At 61.2% G+C, this 17,325-nt stretch carries 22 protein-coding genes; 7 read left to right on the top strand and 15 right to left on the bottom strand.

The genetic code is table 11. From position 1 onward, the window contains the following. Positions 1–7: 7 nt before the first annotated feature. Together AB5Y51_RS05800 and AB5Y51_RS05795 are read right to left on the bottom strand one after the other, a co-directional pair. A complete protein-coding gene (locus AB5Y51_RS05800; RefSeq protein WP_029313803.1) occupies positions 8–445 on the bottom strand; it encodes a YqaA family protein in 438 nt (145 codons plus the stop codon). Beyond that, on the bottom strand, positions 442–1,419 hold the full coding sequence (locus AB5Y51_RS05795) for an NADP-dependent oxidoreductase (protein WP_368178143.1): 978 nt from the start codon (positions 1,417–1,419) through the stop codon (positions 442–444). The genes AB5Y51_RS05800 and AB5Y51_RS05795 overlap by 4 nt, the downstream gene beginning before the upstream one ends. Before the next feature lie 56 nt (positions 1,420–1,475). Between AB5Y51_RS05795 and AB5Y51_RS05790 the strand changes: the two genes are divergently transcribed. Beyond that, positions 1,476–1,643 (top strand): hypothetical protein, encoded by a 168-nt coding sequence (locus tag AB5Y51_RS05790; protein ID WP_005308905.1) that lies wholly within the window; start codon positions 1,476–1,478, stop codon positions 1,641–1,643. Between the two features lie 29 nt (positions 1,644–1,672). Then, entirely contained in the window at positions 1,673–2,074 is a 402-nt protein-coding gene (gene fos, locus AB5Y51_RS05785) for a fosfomycin resistance glutathione transferase (protein WP_039040005.1), read from the top strand. 7 nt (positions 2,075–2,081) lie between these two features. Here fos and AB5Y51_RS05780 read toward each other — a convergent pair whose 3' ends face one another. Further along, the gene (locus AB5Y51_RS05780) at positions 2,082–3,077 is read right to left on the bottom strand and encodes a Preprotein translocase subunit SecY (protein ID WP_128343454.1); all 996 of its coding nucleotides are present in this window, start codon (positions 3,075–3,077) and stop codon (positions 2,082–2,084) included. Positions 3,078–3,323: 246 nt separating this feature from the next. Between AB5Y51_RS05780 and AB5Y51_RS05775 the strand changes: the two genes are divergently transcribed. After that, entirely contained in the window at positions 3,324–3,599 is a 276-nt protein-coding gene (locus AB5Y51_RS05775) for a hypothetical protein (protein ID WP_270825118.1), read from the top strand. Between the two features lie 25 nt (positions 3,600–3,624). Further along, a complete protein-coding gene (locus tag AB5Y51_RS05770; RefSeq protein WP_010673122.1) occupies positions 3,625–3,969 on the top strand; it encodes a hypothetical protein in 345 nt (114 codons plus the stop codon). A gap of 54 nt (positions 3,970–4,023) precedes the next feature. Here the strand turns inward: AB5Y51_RS05770 and AB5Y51_RS05765 are convergent, their stop codons facing one another. The 4 genes from AB5Y51_RS05765 to rpsF form a co-directional block, all read right to left on the bottom strand. Further along, complete coding sequence (locus AB5Y51_RS05765; protein WP_052814586.1) at positions 4,024–4,767, bottom strand: ferredoxin--NADP reductase; 744 nt, start codon at positions 4,765–4,767, stop codon at positions 4,024–4,026. Between the two features lie 101 nt (positions 4,768–4,868). Continuing rightward, the gene (gene rplI / locus AB5Y51_RS05760) at positions 4,869–5,315 is read right to left on the bottom strand and encodes a 50S ribosomal protein L9 (protein WP_010673120.1); all 447 of its coding nucleotides are present in this window, start codon (positions 5,313–5,315) and stop codon (positions 4,869–4,871) included. A 52-nt stretch (positions 5,316–5,367) separates the two neighbouring features. Continuing rightward, entirely contained in the window at positions 5,368–5,598 is a 231-nt protein-coding gene (gene rpsR, locus AB5Y51_RS05755) for a 30S ribosomal protein S18 (RefSeq protein ID WP_005313392.1), read from the bottom strand. A 32-nt stretch (positions 5,599–5,630) separates the two neighbouring features. Beyond that, a complete protein-coding gene (rpsF, locus tag AB5Y51_RS05750) occupies positions 5,631–6,017 on the bottom strand; it encodes a 30S ribosomal protein S6 (RefSeq protein WP_005331771.1) in 387 nt (128 codons plus the stop codon). 236 nt (positions 6,018–6,253) lie between these two features. On the opposite strand from rpsF, the gene AB5Y51_RS05745 reads away from it, so the two are divergent. Next, positions 6,254–7,477, top strand: coding sequence for an Nramp family divalent metal transporter (locus AB5Y51_RS05745; RefSeq protein ID WP_323912518.1), 1,224 nt, complete (start codon positions 6,254–6,256; stop codon positions 7,475–7,477). Positions 7,478–7,577: 100 nt separating this feature from the next. Continuing rightward, a complete protein-coding gene (locus tag AB5Y51_RS05740) occupies positions 7,578–8,426 on the top strand; it encodes a hypothetical protein (protein WP_368178142.1) in 849 nt (282 codons plus the stop codon). Between the two features lie 187 nt (positions 8,427–8,613). Here AB5Y51_RS05740 and AB5Y51_RS05735 read toward each other — a convergent pair whose 3' ends face one another. The 4 genes from AB5Y51_RS05735 to rnr form a co-directional block, all read right to left on the bottom strand. After that, a complete protein-coding gene (locus AB5Y51_RS05735) occupies positions 8,614–9,069 on the bottom strand; it encodes a GNAT family N-acetyltransferase (protein ID WP_368178141.1) in 456 nt (151 codons plus the stop codon). Positions 9,070–9,220: 151 nt separating this feature from the next. Next, positions 9,221–9,790, bottom strand: a complete 570-nt coding sequence (locus AB5Y51_RS05730) for a Crp/Fnr family transcriptional regulator (protein WP_368178140.1) — start codon at positions 9,788–9,790, stop codon at positions 9,221–9,223. A gap of 7 nt (positions 9,791–9,797) precedes the next feature. Next, positions 9,798–10,547: a 23S rRNA (guanosine(2251)-2'-O)-methyltransferase RlmB gene (rlmB, locus tag AB5Y51_RS05725; RefSeq protein ID WP_010673115.1), complete on the bottom strand. Its 750-nt coding sequence runs from the start codon at positions 10,545–10,547 to the stop codon at positions 9,798–9,800. Beyond that, entirely contained in the window at positions 10,544–12,937 is a 2,394-nt protein-coding gene (gene rnr / locus AB5Y51_RS05720) for a ribonuclease R (protein ID WP_010673114.1), read from the bottom strand. Before rnr ends, rlmB begins: the two co-directional genes overlap by 4 nt. 133 nt (positions 12,938–13,070) lie before the next feature. On the opposite strand from rnr, the gene AB5Y51_RS05715 reads away from it, so the two are divergent. Next, complete coding sequence (locus AB5Y51_RS05715; RefSeq protein WP_041214487.1) at positions 13,071–14,093, top strand: GGDEF domain-containing protein; 1,023 nt, start codon at positions 13,071–13,073, stop codon at positions 14,091–14,093. 61 nt (positions 14,094–14,154) lie between these two features. Here the strand turns inward: AB5Y51_RS05715 and luxS are convergent, their stop codons facing one another. The 4 genes from luxS to AB5Y51_RS05695 are packed head-to-tail and all read right to left on the bottom strand — an operon-like array spanning position 14,155 to position 17,302. Next, on the bottom strand, positions 14,155–14,664 hold the full coding sequence (luxS, locus tag AB5Y51_RS05710) for an S-ribosylhomocysteine lyase (RefSeq protein ID WP_010673112.1): 510 nt from the start codon (positions 14,662–14,664) through the stop codon (positions 14,155–14,157). Positions 14,665–14,682: 18 nt separating this feature from the next. Continuing rightward, the gene (locus tag AB5Y51_RS05705; RefSeq protein ID WP_049636455.1) at positions 14,683–15,285 is read right to left on the bottom strand and encodes a transglycosylase SLT domain-containing protein; all 603 of its coding nucleotides are present in this window, start codon (positions 15,283–15,285) and stop codon (positions 14,683–14,685) included. Positions 15,286–15,331: 46 nt separating this feature from the next. Then, positions 15,332–15,670, bottom strand: a complete 339-nt coding sequence (gene glnB, locus AB5Y51_RS05700) for a nitrogen regulatory protein P-II (protein ID WP_005308848.1) — start codon at positions 15,668–15,670, stop codon at positions 15,332–15,334. Between the two features lie 9 nt (positions 15,671–15,679). Continuing rightward, complete coding sequence (locus tag AB5Y51_RS05695) at positions 15,680–17,302, bottom strand: NAD+ synthase (RefSeq protein WP_323944016.1); 1,623 nt, start codon at positions 17,300–17,302, stop codon at positions 15,680–15,682. Positions 17,303–17,325: the final 23 nt, after the last annotated feature.

Raw genomic sequence — 17,325 nt, 5'->3', positions numbered from 1 at the left:
AAAAGGGCTAGAAGATCTGACTGGCCAGCAGAAACACCAGGGCATAACGAAGCAATTTGCCGAGCCCGATCAAGATGAGGGAGCGCCAGAAGGAGAGGCGCAGCCAACCAGCCAGTAGACAGAGACCATCGCCGACCACAGGCGTCCAGGCAAGCAGTAGACACCAGTGGCCATGACGTTTGAGCCAACCAAGGGCTTTTTGTTCCCCACGGCCTTGAAAATCTTCCGGTTTTTTCTTGTGGGTGGCGAGCCAGCCGAGCCACCAGGTGGTCATGGAACCCAGGGTATTGCCCAGCGTCGCCCAGAAAAGCAGGCTGGTCATGCTCCACTCCCCCTTGACCGCCATGGCGCCCAGCAGCACTTCCGAGCTGCCGGGCAACAGGGTGGCGGAGGTGAAGGCGCTCAGAAACAGCCCTCCCAGCCCCATCCCGGTGAAGTCTATCATCCGGGCTGACCGTCTTCTGCGGCGGACATGCGCAGCAACAGCTTGCCGCGCACATGGCCCTGCTCGATGGCCTGATGGGCCAGCGCCCCTTCTGCCAGCGTGTATTCACCGGAGACGGTGATCTTCACCTCCCCCTGGCGAAGCAGCGTCAGCATCTGGGTCAGCTGCGTTCGATCGGGATGGACCAGCATGCCGACAACCTCGACGCCGAGCTCGGCCCCCGCGTCCTTGATCTGCTGGGCCGTGATGGTGGGGACCGTTACCAGACGGCCGCCCTGCTTGACGCAGGCGAGCGCCGCCTTGCCGCTCTCGCCCCCCACCAGATCCAGCACCAGATCGAACGGACCATCGGTGATCGCCTCGGTGCACCACCCGGCCTGGTGGTAATCCACCATCCGGCTCGCCCCGAGACTATGAAGGAAGCTGTGATTGTCGCCGCTTGCCGTGGCAACCACGTGGGCACCATAGGCGGCGGCAAACTGCACCGCCAGATGGCCGACGCCACCGGCACCGGCCAGGATCAGTACCCGTTGCCCCGACTGCAAGCCACCGTGCTCCAGCAGCCCCTGCCAGGCGGTGAGTCCCGCCAGCGGCAGGGCCGCTCCCTGCCTGAGGCTCACCCCATCGAGCTTGACCAGCTCCTCCTCGCGGGCCACCACGGATTCGGCATATGCACCGGCGGCGAGGGGGAAACCCACCATGCCGCACACCTGATCCCCCTCGGCCAGGGAGGTCACGCCGGGCCCCACCTTTTCCACCACACCGGAGACGTCATAGCCCGGCGTCCAGGGCAGGTTGTCCTTGTTCTGGGCGGCCGCCCAGCCGAGACCGGCCCGGGTCTTGGCATCGATGGGGTTGACCCCCGCAAAGCAGATGCGCACCCGGACCTCTCCCTCCGCGGGCACCTTGTCCAGGGAAGGGTTGAGCCTGAGTACCGAGGGGTCGCCGAATGCGGTAATCTGTAGCTGCGTCATTGCACAATCCATCCTGTTGATTGATCAAGGGTCAACAGAATAACAGCGAGGACACCATGGCTCGAATGTTTCTTATTCCTCTGTTGCTGGCCCTGGGGTGGTGGGCGTTTCTGCTCTACTTCCGCATTCCGCTCAAACAGGGGGCCAAGGGCTTTTACTGGATCATCGGCATCGGCGGCGGGCTTGCCGCCTTCCTCAGCCTGATGATGGTGCTCACTCACTAGGGTTCGGGGACAAGGGGGAAGAAGAGAAGATGCTGCATGGACTGAACCATCTCACGCTGGCAACCGGCGATCTCGACAGCAGCGTTGCCTTTTATGTCGACTTGCTGGGATGTCGCCCCAGGGTGAGATGGGCACGGGGAGCCTATCTCACCCTCGGCGATCTCTGGCTCTGTCTCTCCTGCGATCCTCCCCAACCGGCCAGAGATTACAGTCATGTCGCGTTTGGCATCTCGCCTGAACAGTTTCCAGCTTTCTGCGCCCGTCTGCGCGCGGCGGGCGTCGTGGAGTGGAAGAAGAACAGCAGCGAAGGGGATTCACTCTATCTGCTGGATCCCGACGGGCACCGGCTGGAAATCCATGCAGGCAACCTGGATAGCCGGCTCGCCTCCCTCAGACAGCAACCCTATGAGGGTCTTATCTGGTTCGACTGAGCCGGATTCACCCCTGCTCGGCACGAAGATGGTAGTGACGATTGCTGCCCTGCCCCAGCACGCCCTGCGCCAGCAGATGCTGGAACACCCGGTCCACCTCCTCCAGAGACAGTGACAATGCCTCTGCCACCTTGCGTTTGCTGCATTTGAGCTCGCCGCTCTCCAGCGCGTCGCGCACCTGGGCGACCACGGCTGGCTCGGGCATGGGTCTGCTGATGGCTGGCGGCTCCGGGGTCGGCGCTGCGACCCGGGCCTCGGCTTGCGCCTTCTCCCGTTGCCACATCCATTGACGGCGGAAGCGGTTCTCCTCACCGATCAGGCTGACGAAAAAGGCACCAAATGCATCGAGCAGGATAGACAGGAAGCAGACCAGCAGGAACTGCACCTGACCGATGCTCATGCCCACCCCGTCCGCCAGACTGCTCATCAGCCCCAGCATGGAGGACTGCTCCCCCAGCGGCTTGGCGTCCCGCTCCTGGCGCAGCTCGTCCTGACGCAGCCTGAGCTTGGTGTTGGCCTGCTGCAGACCGCTGACGCCGCTCGAGATACGCGCCATCTCGATGTATTTGCGGGCCGCCTCTTCGTTGAGCTGGATCTGCCGCTCTATGCTGGCTATCTGCTCGTCGAAACGGGCTATCTCCCGCTCGTGACGCGCCTGCTGGCTCAGGATGGTGTTGGTGGCGCTGTTGATGCCGCCGATACTGCCCCCGATGGAGATGGCGGCCAGCACGCTGTAGAACAGCAGCGACCAGAAGGCGCCGCCCAGATCCCGCCTCGCCTTGCACTCGCCGTACTCGTACCAGACGTAGAACTTGCCCAGCTCGAAGATGATGGCCAGCCCGCCGAACAGCCACTTCATCAGGGGGTTTTCGTCGATGGAGAGAAACAGCAGCAGGGAGAAGACGATGGAAGCCAGAATGGCCAGCCCGGTAAAACTGTAGACAGTCGTGAGGGCGAACCATCCCTTGGGGTAACGCAATGCGGCGCAAGCCTGAGTAGTCATGATGAAACGGGAAACATCTGCAGGAAAAGTTGGCTGCCGATTATAGTCGCCACTCCCCCGGAGAGAAGGGCAAATCCCCGAATTCCCGCCGATGGACGATCAGCTGCCCAGAGTGCGACCAAAACGTGCAAATCGGCAGCAGAAAAACACTACAATCGACCCCGTACCTGAAGAACATCTGCGGTTATGCTCGGGTTAAGCCCGCCGCATTACACTCATTTCCACCGAACACGACTCGAGGACATCATGAACAGAACGACGGCTTTGTTGCTCTCTCTTTTTCTGATCACTGGTAGCGCCCTGGCACAGGACGAAGGGAGCCAGACCTTCTCCGTGGATGCGCTGACCTTCAATCTGGACTGGAATGACACGCAGTTTGACTGGTCCCAGAGCAACTGCTTCGATCTCGGGAGCGGTGACACAGCCGCCGACTGCAAGAGGATCAACCTCAATCTGGAGGATGAGACGCAGCGCAACCAGCCCCCCAGCACCAATCAGATCAGCACGCAACCGGATCAATGATCCCCCTGACAGGAGCCTTGATGTGATGACCCACATGACCATGACTTCCCGCGGCGCACTGCTGCTCTCCCTGCTTCTGGTTCAGGGAATGGCCTTTGCTGCCCCCCCTTCCAAACACGATGACGACATCCGGATCTCCACCGACCAGGGCCGGGTAAGCCTGGATTGGGACGACAAGGAGTACGAGTGGTGGCAGCACAACTGCCTGGATGTCAGCACCCGGACCAGCCGCATCCAGCTCAACTGCGACAACATGGATGGCAAATACCGCGACCATTACAACCGCAGCATTCACAGTGGCAACAACCCGGGTCAGGGCCATGACAAGCCCAGGAACAAGCACGGCGGCAACGGCCACCAAAAACACTGACCAGCATGCCCATGGACATGGTTGAGGGGCCTGTGGCCCCTGGAGTCATGTCCCCTACCAGTAGTTTTCCATGCTGATATTGCCGGGGGCGCGACGCAGGTTCTTGGCAAGCCCCAGCCCGAGCAGGGTCTGCTGAGTCTCTTTCACCATGGCGGGGTTGCCGCAGATCATCACTTGGCTCAACTCGGGGGAGAAGTTCAGCCCCACCCTCGCCTGCAAGCTGCCATCGACGATGGCTGCCGGGATGCGCCCTGCCATCGCCTCCGGCCAGGTCTCACGACTGACGAAGGGAACATAGCGAAAACGCTCGCCATGCTGCTCGGCAAAACTGGCGATAAGCGGCTGATAGCTGAGCTCTTCCCCTTTTCTCACCCCATGTACCAGCACCAGATGCTCGAAGCGGTCGAAGACCTGTCCTTCTGCCAGCATGGCGAGGAAGGGGCCGATGGCGGTGCCGGTTGAGAGCAGCCAGAGATCCCGTCCCGGGGGAATCTCATCCAGGGTCAGAAAACCGGTGGCCTGGGACTGCACCAGCAGGCCGTCGCCCACCTGCAGGGAACCGAGAGAGGGGCTCAGTTCACCGCCGGGGATCTCCACCAGATAGAATTCGTGATAGGGCGTGCCGGGAGGATTGACGAAGGAGTAGGCACGCTGGACGCGACGCTCGCCCTGCTCCAGGGCCAGCTTGGTGAATTGACCCGCCTTGTAGGGGGCAAGTTCCGCCTCCACACGCAGGGAGAGCAGGGTGGGTGTCCACTCGATGCGCTCGATGACCCGACCTTCGACCCAGGCAGCCATAAAGGTTCTCCTCCAGAGGAACAGACCTTCACTTTACCCCTTGATCTGAAAATAAAAAACCCGCGCATGTGCGCGGGTTTTTCTGCAAGAGCTGAACGCTATTACAGAGCAACAACCTGGATTTGTACGGTTGCTTTGACGTCAGCGTGCAGCTGAACAACAACTTCGTACTCACCGGTGTTACGCAGAACGTTGCCCATGCGGACTTCGCTCTTGGCAACGGCTACGCCGGCAGCAGTGATGGCTTCAGCCACGTCACGGGTACCGATGGAACCGAACAGCTTGCCTTCGTCGCCAGACTTGGAGGCGATGACAACGGCAGCCAGCTCACCCAGCTTGGCAGCGCGCTCTTCGGCAGCAGCCTTGTTGGCAGCCAGTTTGGCTTCCAGCTCAGCGCGACGAGCACCGAAGGCTTCGATGTTGGCCTTGGTGGCCATAACAGCTTTGCCTTGCGGGATCAGGTAGTTACGGGCATAACCAGCTTTTACGGAAACTTGGTCACCCAGACCGCCCAGTTTGGCGATCTTATCGAGCAGGATAACTTGCATTACCTTTCCTCTATAAATTTCGTTGAGTTAGGCGTAAGCGCCGGGCCGATTCTTACTTGTTGTGCAGATCGGTGTACGGCAGCAGAGCCAGGTAACGAGCACGCTTGATGGCGCGTGCCAGCTGACGCTGATACTTGGCGCGGGTACCGGTGATACGGCTCGGTACGATCTTGCCAGATTCAGTGACATAGTTTTTCAGAGTAACGATATCTTTGTAGTCGATCTCGGTAACGTTCTCGGCGGTGAAGCGGCAGAACTTACGACGACGGAAATAACGTGCCATGGCCTTTATCCTCTAATGCGGTGATCTAAGAATTACTCTTCGGAAGACGCTTCAACAGCATCTTCGCGACGCTCGTCGTCACGACGGGTGAAGCGCTCTTCCTTGGCCTTGGCCATCGGAGAAACTTCAGTCACGGCGTGCTTGGTGCGCATGATCATGTTGCGGATAACGGCATCGTTGAAGCGGAAGTTGGTTTCCAGCTCATCGATAACGGCCTGTTCAGCTTCTACGTTCATCAGAACGTAGTGAGCCTTGTGCAGCTTGTCGATCGGGTAAGCCAGTTGACGACGGCCCCAATCTTCCAGGCGATGAATGGTACCACCAGCGGTGGTGATAGCGCCGGTGTAACGCTCGATCATGCCAGGTACTTGCTCGCTCTGGTCCGGATGAACCATGAAGACGATTTCGTAATGACGCATTTTAGCTCCTTACGGATTAATTCAGCCTCCGCCCAGGTGCAGCCAGACCTCGGAGGCAAGGAACATAGTGATGTTTAGACGCTGCTTTCTAGGGCGGCGTATTGTACGAAATCACCTCTCCCACTGCAACTGGCGAAGCAAGATGTTTTTCTCGATGAGCCCGATACAAAACTTTAATTGATAACAATTATCATTTAGATCCATACTCTCCTCATATCCCCACGGAGGATGACAGTATGCAACCTGCGCTCACCACGGCCATCCCGGCCCGCAAATTCAAGCTGACCCTGCTCGGCCCCGCCTTCATCGCCGCCATCGGTTATATCGACCCGGGCAATTTTGCGACCAATATCCAGGCCGGCTCCACCTTCGGCTATCAACTGCTGTGGGTAGTGGTGTGGGCCAACCTCATGGCCATGCTGGTGCAGACCCTCTCGGCCAAGCTCGGTATCGTCACTGGCAAGAACCTGGCGGAACACATTCGTGATCGTCTGCCCAGGCCCGCAGTCTGGGCCTATTGGGTGCAGGCCGAGATCATCGCCATGGCCACCGATCTCGCCGAGTTCATTGGCGCTGCGGTCGGCTTCAAGCTGCTGCTCGGCATCACCCTGCTGGAAGGGGCCTGCATCACCGCCGTGGTCACCTGGGGGATCCTGATGCTTCAATCCCGCGGCCAGAAGCCGCTGGAGTTCGTGGTGGGCGGCCTGCTGCTGTTCGTGGCCGCCGCCTACATCGTCGAGCTGATCTTCTCGCGCCCCCATCTGCCGAGCCTGCTGGAAGGGGCACTCTTCCCCGGCCTCCCCAATGGTGATGCTGTCTATCTTGCCGCCGGCGTGCTTGGTGCCACCGTGATGCCCCATGTCATCTATCTCCACTCGGCCCTGACCCAGCACACCCAGGAGCAGGGCACGGTGACCCAGCGACTGCACAGCACCCGGGTCGACGTGGCCATCGCCATGACCATCGCCGGCTTCGTCAACCTGGCCATGATGGCCATGGCGGCGGCCGCCTTCCACAGCTCCGGCAACCAGCAGGTGGCCGAGCTGGAATCGGCCTACCAGACCCTCACGCCCCTGCTGGGACCGGCAGCCGCCACTCTGTTCGGCCTCTCCCTGGTCGCCTCCGGCATCTCCTCCACCGTGGTCGGGACGCTGGCGGGGCAAGTGGTGATGCAGGGCTTCGTGCGCTTCACCATTCCGCTCTGGCTGCGCCGAGCCATCACCATGGCCCCCGCCTTCGTGGTGATCGCCATGGGCCTCAACACCACTGAAATCCTGGTGTTGAGCCAGGTAGTGCTGAGCTTCGGCATCGCCCTCGCCCTTATTCCGCTGCTGATCCTGACCGGTGATCGCGCCCTGATGGGGACACATCGCAATCACCCCGTCACCCAGGCCGTGGGGCGCCTCATCGTCGCCCTGGTGATCGGCCTCAATGCATATCTGCTGGTCACCACCCTCTAACGCCATCTTGAGGCTCATTGACCCGGGTTGATGAGCCTCTTCGCACTTTCGCGTATGCTGCTCCTTTCCCTTCTCATCATCTCGTTGCGGGAGCCCTGCCATGGAACATACCCGAGCCAGCTTCGTACTGGGCCACCATCAGGAACAGGCCAGCGTCGTCTGTTGCAAACAGGGGGATCCGACCCTGCTGGTCACCGACCTCACCCCCTTTCATCCCCAGAGCCACCTCTGGCCCGATCAACCCGGTGACGTGGGCACAGTGCGCTGGGAAGGGGGGGAAGCGGCCGTGGGCCCATGCCGCATGGGCGCCATCAGTCCCGAGGGCGAGCTGTTCGTGGATACGGAGATTCCGGTCAAGCGGGGGGCGGATGGGTGGGCTTTCGTGGTGGTGCATCCCCTCGCCGGTTCCCATCACCTTGCCATTGGCTCGCCTGTGGAACTGACAGTGGATGCCGAGGCTCGCCATGCCCTGAGCCTGGGCCACAGCGCCTGCCACCTGGTGGCACTGGCCCTCAATCGGGCGCTCACGCCCTATTGGCGAAAGGAGACAAGCGAGCTGGACGCTCTCGGGCAGCCGGATTTCGACCGCCTCGCCATCCAGCACTCCCGGGTCGAGCCCAGAGGATCAAAGGAGCAGTACCGGATCGGCAAGAGCCTTCGGAAAAAGGGAATCAACAGCGAGGCACTGCTGGCCGACCTCGACAGGATAGCGCTCCAGGTCAACGAGCAGCTGATGCGCTGGCTCAAAGAGGGAGGCGAGATCCGCCGCAGCCGGGCCGGTGATGCCATCATCGATTCCCGCTACTGGCATGGCATGCTGGACGGTCGGGAGATCACCATTCCCTGTGGCGGCACCCATGTAAGCACTCTGACCGAGTTGGGCCAGGTTCAGGTGACGCTGGCCTCCAGTGAAGAGGGATTTACCCTCACCACCCGGGTCACTCCCTGAACCACCACAGCCTTCCTGATGTCGCACCGCCCTGACCGGGGCGGTGTCCCGACAGAGAGACCCGCAGGCAGATCAGCGCGGCGGTATCTCACCCCGGGCTGCGACCCCATGGCCACGGGGTAGCAAAAAACCATGCAATGCACCACGGATGAGGGGCCACTTGCCCCTTTCCTGGCGCCTGACGATGTCAGGCAGGCTCCCTTCGCATCCCCATGTGAGGGATGTCATCTTCCAGATATCCTTCCCCTTCGGCCACGAAACCATGCTGGCCGTAAAAACCTTGCAGGTGGGCCTGTGCACCGAGCCAGATGCTGTGTGCAGGCCAGCGAGCCTCGCACTCTCTGACCGCTTGCGCCAGCAGGCGGTGACCCAGTCCGCCCCCCCGCGACGTGGGAGAGGTGACCACACGGCCGATGGCGGCGCCGCTGCCATCACCAATGCCGGGCGCCATGATGCGGGCATAGGCCGCCAGGTGATCCCCCTCACGACCGAGCAGATGCAACACGCCGTCACGGCGATCCAGCCCGTCCAGATCCTGGAAAGCGCAGGTCTGCTCCACCACGAACACCTCGGCGCGCAGGGCAAGCAGCTCATACAATTCATCAGTGGTCAGCTCGGACCAGGATTTCATACTCCAGTTCATGAATGACTCCTGTTTAATGGGGTCTGACAGCATAATCTTGCTCCCGACGAGGGGCATTAACCTTGGTTAAGTTGCCCCCCTTCTCATCCAATGCGGACATGGCCGGCAAAGAGCCGATCTCTGCCCAGGTTCATCGGCAATCCCTTCTGGCTCAACCCTGATCGCGCGTTTTCAGCCGCCTGCGGATGCGGCTCAGGCTGATGGGGGTGATCCCCAGATAGGCGGCAATCTGGTGATCCGGAACCCTGGCATCCAGCGCGGGGAAGCTTCGCAGAAAATGCTGATAGCGCACCTCTGGGCCCCCGGTCAGCAGCAACAGCTCTTTCTCCTCCTTGATGCGCAGTTGCACTTCAAGGAGATGGTGATACCAGGCGGGCCAGCAAGGGAGTCGGCGCAGATCCGCCAGCGGAAGAAGCTGCAGACGGCAGGGCTCCAGCGCTTCAACGCTGTAGCGGGCCGGCTCGCCACTGAGCAGGTGGTGGAAGTCGAGAAACTCGTCCCCCTCCCAATAGAACTCCTTGATGTACTCGCGGCCATCCGCCAGCACCACCTTGGCCCGCAGCAACCCTTCTTCCACCCTGACCAGCAGCGCCGGACTGTCACCGGCATGCCAGAGGCAGGTGCGAGGGGGCAAGGTCAGGGAGCGGGCAAAAGAGAGGAGGCGCTCGGCCTCCTGCTCATCTGCAACCCGTTCCCAGACAAAGGGGGGTCTGTCGGTCATCGTCTTGTCAGACGCGGCGCTGGCGCACGGCTTCGAACAGGCAGACACCGCTCGCCACCGAGACGTTGAGGCTGGAGACAGCCCCCGCCATGGGGATGCTCACCAGCTCGTCGCAATGTTCGCGGGTCAGGCGGCGCATGCCCTTGCCTTCGGCCCCCATCACCAGCGCCATGGGGCCGGTGAGTTTGGCCTGATAAAGATCGTGATCCGCCTCGCCGGCGGTACCCACGATCCAGACGCCGCGCTCCTGCAGCTCGCGCAGGCTGCGGGCCAGGTTGGTGACCTGGATGAGCGGCACCACTTCGGCGGCGCCACAGGCGACCTTGCGCACCACGGACGTGAGGCCTGTGGCCTTGTCCCGCGGCACGATCACCGCATGCACCCCGGCCGCATCGGCACTGCGCAGACAGGCGCCGAGATTGTGCGGATCGGTCACCCCGTCCAGTACCAGCAGGAAGGGCGCTGTCTCTTGCGCCGCCAGATCGTCCAGCAGACTGGCCAGGTCGTGCTCGGCCAGCTTGGGCGCTTCAATCACCTTGGCCATGATGCCCTGGTGATTGTTGCCTTCCGCCTTGTCATCCAGCGTCTTGCGGTTCACGCTCTGCACCCTGATACCGAGGGACTCCAGCTCGGCCAGCAGGGGATGCAGCCGCTCGTCATCGCGGCCCTTGAGAGCCCACACCTCGATGAAGCGCTCGGGGGTGCGCTCCAGCAGCGCGGAGACGGCGTGAATGCCGTAGATCAGTTCAGTACTCATTTAGTGCTCTTGGCCTTGTCGCGAGCCTTTTTGCTCGGTCGTCTGTTGCTGGGCTTGGCACGGCCACCCTTGTCGGATTTGCCGCTCTCCTTGCCCTCTTTGCGTTTCTCGTGGCGCTGGGCGCTCTTGGCCTTCTCTTTCTTGATCTCGGCCTGCTTGCGCGCCATCTCCTTGGCATTCTTGCCGGTGGCCTTGAGGGGCTCTTCCACCATCACGAAGTCGATCTTGCGATCATCCAGATTGACGCCCATCACCTTGACCCGCACCTTGTCGCCCAGACGGTAGCGGCGGCGGAAGTTCTCGCCGATCAGCTGCTGGTGCAGCGGGTCGAACTGGTAGTAGTCGTTGGTGAGGGTGCTGACGTGCACCAGACCGTCGATGTGGATCTCCGCCAGACGCACGAAGAAACCAAAACCGGTGACGCTGGCGATGACGCCGTCAAACTCGTCACCCACGTGATCCAGCATGTACTCGCACTTGAGCCAGTCTGCCACGTCGCGAGTGGCGTCATCAGCACGGCGCTCCGTCATGGAGCAGTGCTCGCCCATGGGGTCCACTTCTTCCAGCTGGTAGTGGTAGCCACCGCTCGGCGTCCACTTGTGGCGCAGGTTGCCCTGCTGCTCCTTGGCGGTCTGGTACTTGATCGCCCGGTGCAGGATGAGATCCGGGTAGCGACGGATCGGCGAGGTGAAGTGAGCGTAGGACTTCAGGGCCAAGCCGAAGTGACCGATGTTGTCGGCCTGATAGATGGCCTGACGCATGGAGCGCAGTAGCATGGTGGAGAGCAATTCCGCATCCGGGCGCCCTTCGAATTTGGCGGCCAGGTCGGCAAAGTCCTTCGGCTCGGGCTCCAGGCCCCCCTTGAGCTCCAGACCCAGTTCGGCCAGGAAGTCACGGAAGCCGGTCAGACGCTCCTCGCCCGGGCGGTCGTGCACCCGGAACAGGGCGGCGGCCTCGTTCTTCTCGATGTAGCGGGCGGCCGCCACGTTCGCCTGGATCATGCACTCTTCGATGATCTTGTGGGCGTCATTGCGCACCAGCGGTACGATACGGTCGATCTTGCGCTGGGCGTTGAAGATGAAGCGGGTCTCCTCGCTTTCGAACTCCACCGCACCGCGTTGATGGCGGGCATGCTTGAGCGCCTTGTAGAGGTTGCTCAGTTCCTCGATGTGGCCCACCAGCGGATCATACTGCTGACGCAGCTTGGGATCCCCGTCCAGGATCGCCGCTACCTTGGTGTAGGTCAGGCGAGCGTGGGAGTTCATTACCGCTTCGTAGAACTTGTAGCCGGACATGCGGCCGGCGGCGGAGATGGTCATCTCGCACACCATGCAGAGCCGGTCGACCTGCGGGTTCAGGGAACACAGACCGTTGGAGAGCACCTCCGGCAGCATGGGCACCACGAACTCGGGGAAGTAGACCGAGTTGCCGCGCTGATAGGCTTCGGTGTCGAGGGCGGTGCCCGGCTTCACGTAGGCGGAGACGTCGGCGATGGCGACCCACAGGCGCCAGCCGCCACCGCGCTTGGCTTCACAGAAGACAGCGTCATCGAAGTCGCGGGCGTCTTCCCCGTCGATGGTCACCAGCGGCAGGGCGCGCAGGTCGATGCGACCCTCTTTGGCCTTCTCCGGCACCTGCTCACCGAGACCGGCGACCTCTTTGGTCACCTCTTCCGGCCAAGTGTGCGGAATGCCGTGGGTACGCAGGGCGATCTCGATCTCCATACCGGGCGCCATGTTCTCACCCAGGACTTCCAAGACGGTACCGACCGCATTGAAGCGGGCAGTGGCGCGCTGGTTGATGCGCACGACTACGACCTGGCTCTGGCGAGCCCCCTTGTTCTCCCCTTCCGGGATGATGATGTCCTGGCCGATGCGGCTGTCATCGGGTACCACGAAACCGACGCCGTTCTCGACGAAGTAACGACCGACGATGTCCGCCTCCCGGGATTTGAGCAGGCGCACCAGACGCGCTTCCTGACGACCCTTGCGATCGATCTCGGTCGGCTGCACCAGGGCATAGTCGCCATGCATCAGGCGCTGCATCTCGCGGTTGTTCAGGAAGAGATCCGCTCCACCACCCTCGGGGCGCAGAAAACCGAATCCATCTTTGTGGCCAAGCACATAGCCTTTGACCAGATTCAGGCGATCCGGCAGGGCGTAACATTGGTTGCGGGTGAACACGAGCTGCCCGTCGCGCTCCATGGCGCGCAGACGACGTCGCAAGGCTTCCAACGGCTCTTCATCGGTCAGCTTGAGGACCTTGGCCAGCTCTTCCCGGGACATGGGTTTCTCATGGCCCTTGATGAGCTCCAGCAGCATCTCGCGACTGGCGATGGGGTTTTCGTATTTTTCGGCCTCGCGTTGGAGGAAAGGATCTTTTTGAGACATAAGCAGGCCTTAGGGTAGGTAATAACGCAGACATTATATCGGAGGGGGGAGCTAATGGCATCCATCGACTGCCTTTTGGCCATTCTCTCTGTCATACTGGACACAGTTTGCAGGTATGTGAGACTCGGAACTCATGAGCAAGGACTCGTTCGCCCAATCTGCCGCCTATTTGAAACAGGCGGTTCCCCTGATGATCAAGTATCAAATTCCCACCACGCCGAACAACTATCACCTTTGGTACAGCTATGTCTCCGGCGACATGCCAGAACTCAACCATGCCGTCGATCAGGCGATAAAGCAGCAGGGAACCTTCTCCCTGACCACCTGCGAGCGTCTCTACCACCAGCACCTTGCGGCCCAGGACGAGCAGCAGATGGAGGCGATGAAACTCAATCTGGCCGCCATGGCCAGCGAGCTGAGTCACTCGATGCAGGATGCCATCTCCGATACCGGGCTGTTTCAGGAGATGCTCGACAAGAGTTTCGACAAGCTGAGCAAGATAGACGACGAGGGGCTCAGCCTGGAAGACACCATGGGGATCCTGCGGGATCTCGTGCGCGAGTCGCGTGACGTACGCATGTCCACCCTCCACTTTCGCAACCAGCTCAGCAGCGCCGAGAAAGAGATAAAGGAGCTGAAACAGGCCCTGAACGAGACGAGGAAGCTGGCCACCGAGGACCCGCTCACGTCTCTGCTCAATCGACGCGCCTTCGATCTCGAGATGGACAGCCTCATCCGCAGCAAGCAGCCCTTCTCCCTGATCCTGACCGATATCGATCGCTTCAAGAACTTCAACGACGAATACGGACATCTGCTGGGGGACCAGGTGCTGCGCATCGTCGGCAAGCGGCTGCGAGAGGCCAGCAAGGAGGGCATAACCGCCTATCGCCTGGGGGGTGAGGAGTTTGCCCTCTTGGTGCCAAACCGCGCTCTGGCGCTGACCCGCCAGATGGCCGAGAGCCTGCGTCGCGTCATCGAGCGGATGTCGATTCTGGATCGCAAATCCGGGCGACGCATCGATCACATCACCGCCTCGTTCGGCGTGGGGGAATACATCCCTCAGGAGACGGCAGACACCCTGATCGAGCGTACCGACAAGCTGCTCTACAAGGCCAAGGAGCTGGGACGCAATCGGGTGATGCCACTGCCCTCCTGATCCCACCAGATGCAAAAAGGCCGGTCATTGACCGGCCTTTTTCATGCTTCCCTTCTCGGGATCAGAGGCTTTTCAGCTTCTCTTCCGGCAGGGCCAGCTCGTCATTGTGGTTGACACCGATACCGCGCTCCAGCACATGGCGGGCGATGGCATGGGCCTCTTCCAGCGAATGCATGCTGTAAGTACCGCACTGGTATTCGTTCAGCTCGGGGATCTTGCCCTGATCCTGCACGGTCAGCACGTCGCTCATGGCGGCCTGCCAGGCAGCGCCAACACGGGCTTCATCCGGCGCACCGATCAGGCTCATGTAGAAGCCGGTGCGGCAACCCATGGGAGAGATGTCGATGATCTCCACCCCATTCCCATTGAGATGATCACGCATGAAGCCGGCAAACAGATGCTCCAGGGTATGGATGCCGCGCTCGGAGAGGATCTCCTCGTTCGGCACGCAGAAACGCAGGTCGAACACGGTGATGGTGTCCTTGTTCGGGGTCTGCATGGTCTTCGCCACCCGCACTGCCGGGGCGGCCATGCGGGTATGGTCGACGGTAAAACTGTCCAATAACGGCATTTCTGACTCCTGATTTGGTTACCAGAACCAGCCCCCGCTGGAGAGCTGATCCTTGCATTGTCGATACTGGGCACCGTAGCGCTGGGCACGGGCCTCCACCTTGCGGGAGACCTTCATCAGCCATCCCTTGCTGCGGTAGCTGCCACGTCGGTAGCCCCCCCAGCCTTCGTGATAATTGAGATACTGGCCATAGGCATCCCACTTGGACGTGCCGTTGAGCCGCTGTGCCTTGTGAGTGTACCAGCCCATGAAATCGATGGCGTCGGCAAAGTCGTCGCGATCGCTCCAGCTGTTGCCGGTTTCCCGCTGGTAGTCGGCCCAGGTTTCGTCTTTCACCTGGGCATAGCCGTAGGCTGAACTGGCCCGCCCGGTGGGGATGAAGAGGAAATACTGCATCGGCGGCTGGGCATCATGCACGAAGGAGGACTCCTGGTACATCATGGCCATCACTACCTGGACAGGTGTCCCCCACTTCTCGTTCATCTTGAGCGCCGCCTCGTGCCACTCGGGTTTCTCCCGAAAGATCTGGCACAGGTTTTCCGGCTGGGCCGGCGGCCGGGTACTGCACGCGGTGAGTGCCATCAGGCACGCCGCCACGACCCCGATACGGTACAACGACATCAGAACGACAGACTCTTGCTGTTCATCACAGGGCACATCCACCACATCAGATCGCGTCTTCGTTCTCTTCACCAGTACGAATACGAATGACGCGCTCCACCTCGCAGACGAAGATCTTGCCATCACCGATCTTGCCGGTACGCGCTGTGTTCTGGATGGCTTCCAGGCAGGCATCGAGATCCTCGTCCTGCACCACCAGCTCCACCTTGACCTTGGGCAGGAAGTCGACCATGTACTCGGCACCGCGATAGAGCTCGGTATGGCCCTTCTGGCGGCCGAACCCCTTGACCTCGGACACTGTCATGCCGTTGATGCCGATCTCGGCCAGGGCCTCGCGTACATCGTCCAGCTTGAACGGTTTGATGATGGCTTCAATCTTCTTCATGGTGACTCCTTACCAGTTCTGTTTGCCGAACCCGGACGTGATGGGATAGCGGCGGTCCTTACCAAAGTTGCGAGCCGTGATGCGAGGGCCGACGGCGGCCTGACGGCGCTTGTATTCGTTGAGATCCACCAGGCGGATCACCTTGCGTACCACCGCCTCTTCGAAACCTTCCGCCACCATGTCGGCGACAGACGCATCCTCTTCCACGTAGCGCTTGAGGATGGCATCCAGAATGTCATAGGGGGGCAGGCTGTCCTGGTCCACCTGATCCGGTGCCAGCTCGGCCGACGGGGGACGATCGATGACCCGCTGCGGGATCACGTACTCCACGCTGTTGCGATATTCGCACAGCTTGAAGACCAGGGTCTTGGGGACATCCTTGAGCACATCAAAGCCACCCGCCATGTCGCCATACAGCGTGGCATATCCCACGGCCATCTCGCTCTTGTTGCCAGTGGTCAGCACGATACGGCGGCGCTTGTTGGACAGCGCCATCAAGAGCACACCGCGGCAGCGGGCCTGCAGGTTCTCTTCGGTGGTGTCGCGGGCGGTCCCTTCAAACAGAGGTGCCAGCTGGGTCATGAAGCCTTCGAACATGGGTTCGATGGAGATGATGTTGAACTCCACCCCCATCCGCTCGGCCTGCTCCTTGGCATCCTCCACGCTCATCTGGGCGGTGTAGCGGAACGGCATCATCACCGCCTGCACCTTGTCCGCCCCGATGGCATCGGCCGCAATGGCCAGGGTCAGCGCCGAGTCGATACCACCGGAGAGGCCCAGCACGGCGCCCTGAAAACCGTTCTTGGTGACATAGTCGCGCACCGCCAGCACCAGGGCCTGATAGGTCTCGGCCAACGGCTCCAGCGGCGCCGAGGGTTCCCGCTCCTTTACCGGCTGACCATCGGCAAAGCGCACCAGCGCCAGCTCTTCGGCAAATGGAGCCAGCTTGTGGGTCAGCTCGCCCTGGCTGTTGAACACCTTGGAGCAGCCGTCGAAGATCAGCTCGTCCTGGCCGCATACCTGGTTGAGGTAGATGAGCGGCAGGCCGGTCTGATCGCAGCGTTCCGCCATCAGCTCGCGGCGGATCCAGGGTTTTTCCTGATCATAAGGAGAGGCATTGATGGTGAGCAGCAGCTCGGCCCCCGCCGCCTTGGCGGCCAGCGCCGGACCCGGCTGCCAGAGATCTTCGCAGATGAGCAAACCCAGCTGATGGCCACGGAACGGCACCACACAGGTATCGGTCGCCGCAGTGAAGTAGCGCTTCTCGTCGAACACCCCGTAGTTGGGCAAGTCCTGTTTGAAATAACGTGCCCGCAGTTGACCGCGCTCATAGAGAGACGCCGTATTGTAAAGCGCCCCCGCTTCGCACCAGGGATGGCCCACCAGAATGGCACATTGTCCCTGCCATGCCGCGATGCGGGACAGCGCGGCCTCGACCCGGATCATCAGGTCGGCGCGCAGCAGCAGATCCTCAGGCGGGTATCCTGTCAGGGCCAGCTCGGAGCAAACCAGCAGATCGGCCCCTTGCTGATCGGCCAGGGCTGCTGCCGCCAGTACCTTGTCACAGTTATCTTCGATGGCGCCTACCGTCAGATTTAACTGGGCAAGCATCAGAGAGAGGGCTTTTGCCATGGCGATGCATCTTGAATTCGAAA

Source organism: Aeromonas sp. R7-1, from assembly GCF_040908115.1.
GTDB lineage: Bacteria > Pseudomonadota > Gammaproteobacteria > Enterobacterales > Aeromonadaceae > Aeromonas > Aeromonas caviae.
This window is presented reverse-complemented; position numbering and strand designations above follow the sequence as displayed.

Coding starts and splice junctions, on each gene's coding strand:
- AB5Y51_RS05735 (WP_368178141.1), bottom strand. CDS start 9,069: ATGAACTGGAGTATGAAATCCTGGTCCGAGCTGACCACTGATGAATTG.
- rlmB (WP_010673115.1), bottom strand. CDS start 10,547: ATGAGTACTGAACTGATCTACGGCATTCACGCCGTCTCCGCGCTGCTG.
- rplI (WP_010673120.1), bottom strand. CDS start 5,315: ATGCAAGTTATCCTGCTCGATAAGATCGCCAAACTGGGCGGTCTGGGT.
- AB5Y51_RS05770 (WP_010673122.1), top strand. CDS start 3,625: ATGACCCACATGACCATGACTTCCCGCGGCGCACTGCTGCTCTCCCTG.
- rpsR (WP_005313392.1), bottom strand. CDS start 5,598: ATGGCACGTTATTTCCGTCGTCGTAAGTTCTGCCGCTTCACCGCCGAG.
- luxS (WP_010673112.1), bottom strand. CDS start 14,664: ATGCCGTTATTGGACAGTTTTACCGTCGACCATACCCGCATGGCCGCC.
- glnB (WP_005308848.1), bottom strand. CDS start 15,670: ATGAAGAAGATTGAAGCCATCATCAAACCGTTCAAGCTGGACGATGTA.
- AB5Y51_RS05745 (WP_323912518.1), top strand. CDS start 6,254: ATGCAACCTGCGCTCACCACGGCCATCCCGGCCCGCAAATTCAAGCTG.
- rpsF (WP_005331771.1), bottom strand. CDS start 6,017: ATGCGTCATTACGAAATCGTCTTCATGGTTCATCCGGACCAGAGCGAG.
- AB5Y51_RS05740 (WP_368178142.1), top strand. CDS start 7,578: ATGGAACATACCCGAGCCAGCTTCGTACTGGGCCACCATCAGGAACAG.
- AB5Y51_RS05695 (WP_323944016.1), bottom strand. CDS start 17,302: ATGGCAAAAGCCCTCTCTCTGATGCTTGCCCAGTTAAATCTGACGGTA.
- AB5Y51_RS05705 (WP_049636455.1), bottom strand. CDS start 15,285: ATGTCGTTGTACCGTATCGGGGTCGTGGCGGCGTGCCTGATGGCACTC.
- AB5Y51_RS05780 (WP_128343454.1), bottom strand. CDS start 3,077: ATGACTACTCAGGCTTGCGCCGCATTGCGTTACCCCAAGGGATGGTTC.
- AB5Y51_RS05800 (WP_029313803.1), bottom strand. CDS start 445: ATGATAGACTTCACCGGGATGGGGCTGGGAGGGCTGTTTCTGAGCGCC.
- rnr (WP_010673114.1), bottom strand. CDS start 12,937: ATGTCTCAAAAAGATCCTTTCCTCCAACGCGAGGCCGAAAAATACGAA.
- AB5Y51_RS05765 (WP_052814586.1), bottom strand. CDS start 4,767: ATGGCTGCCTGGGTCGAAGGTCGGGTCATCGAGCGCATCGAGTGGACA.
- AB5Y51_RS05795 (WP_368178143.1), bottom strand. CDS start 1,419: ATGACGCAGCTACAGATTACCGCATTCGGCGACCCCTCGGTACTCAGG.
- AB5Y51_RS05730 (WP_368178140.1), bottom strand. CDS start 9,790: ATGACCGACAGACCCCCCTTTGTCTGGGAACGGGTTGCAGATGAGCAG.
- AB5Y51_RS05775 (WP_270825118.1), top strand. CDS start 3,324: ATGAACAGAACGACGGCTTTGTTGCTCTCTCTTTTTCTGATCACTGGT.
- fos (WP_039040005.1), top strand. CDS start 1,673: ATGCTGCATGGACTGAACCATCTCACGCTGGCAACCGGCGATCTCGAC.
- AB5Y51_RS05790 (WP_005308905.1), top strand. CDS start 1,476: ATGGCTCGAATGTTTCTTATTCCTCTGTTGCTGGCCCTGGGGTGGTGG.
- AB5Y51_RS05715 (WP_041214487.1), top strand. CDS start 13,071: ATGAGCAAGGACTCGTTCGCCCAATCTGCCGCCTATTTGAAACAGGCG.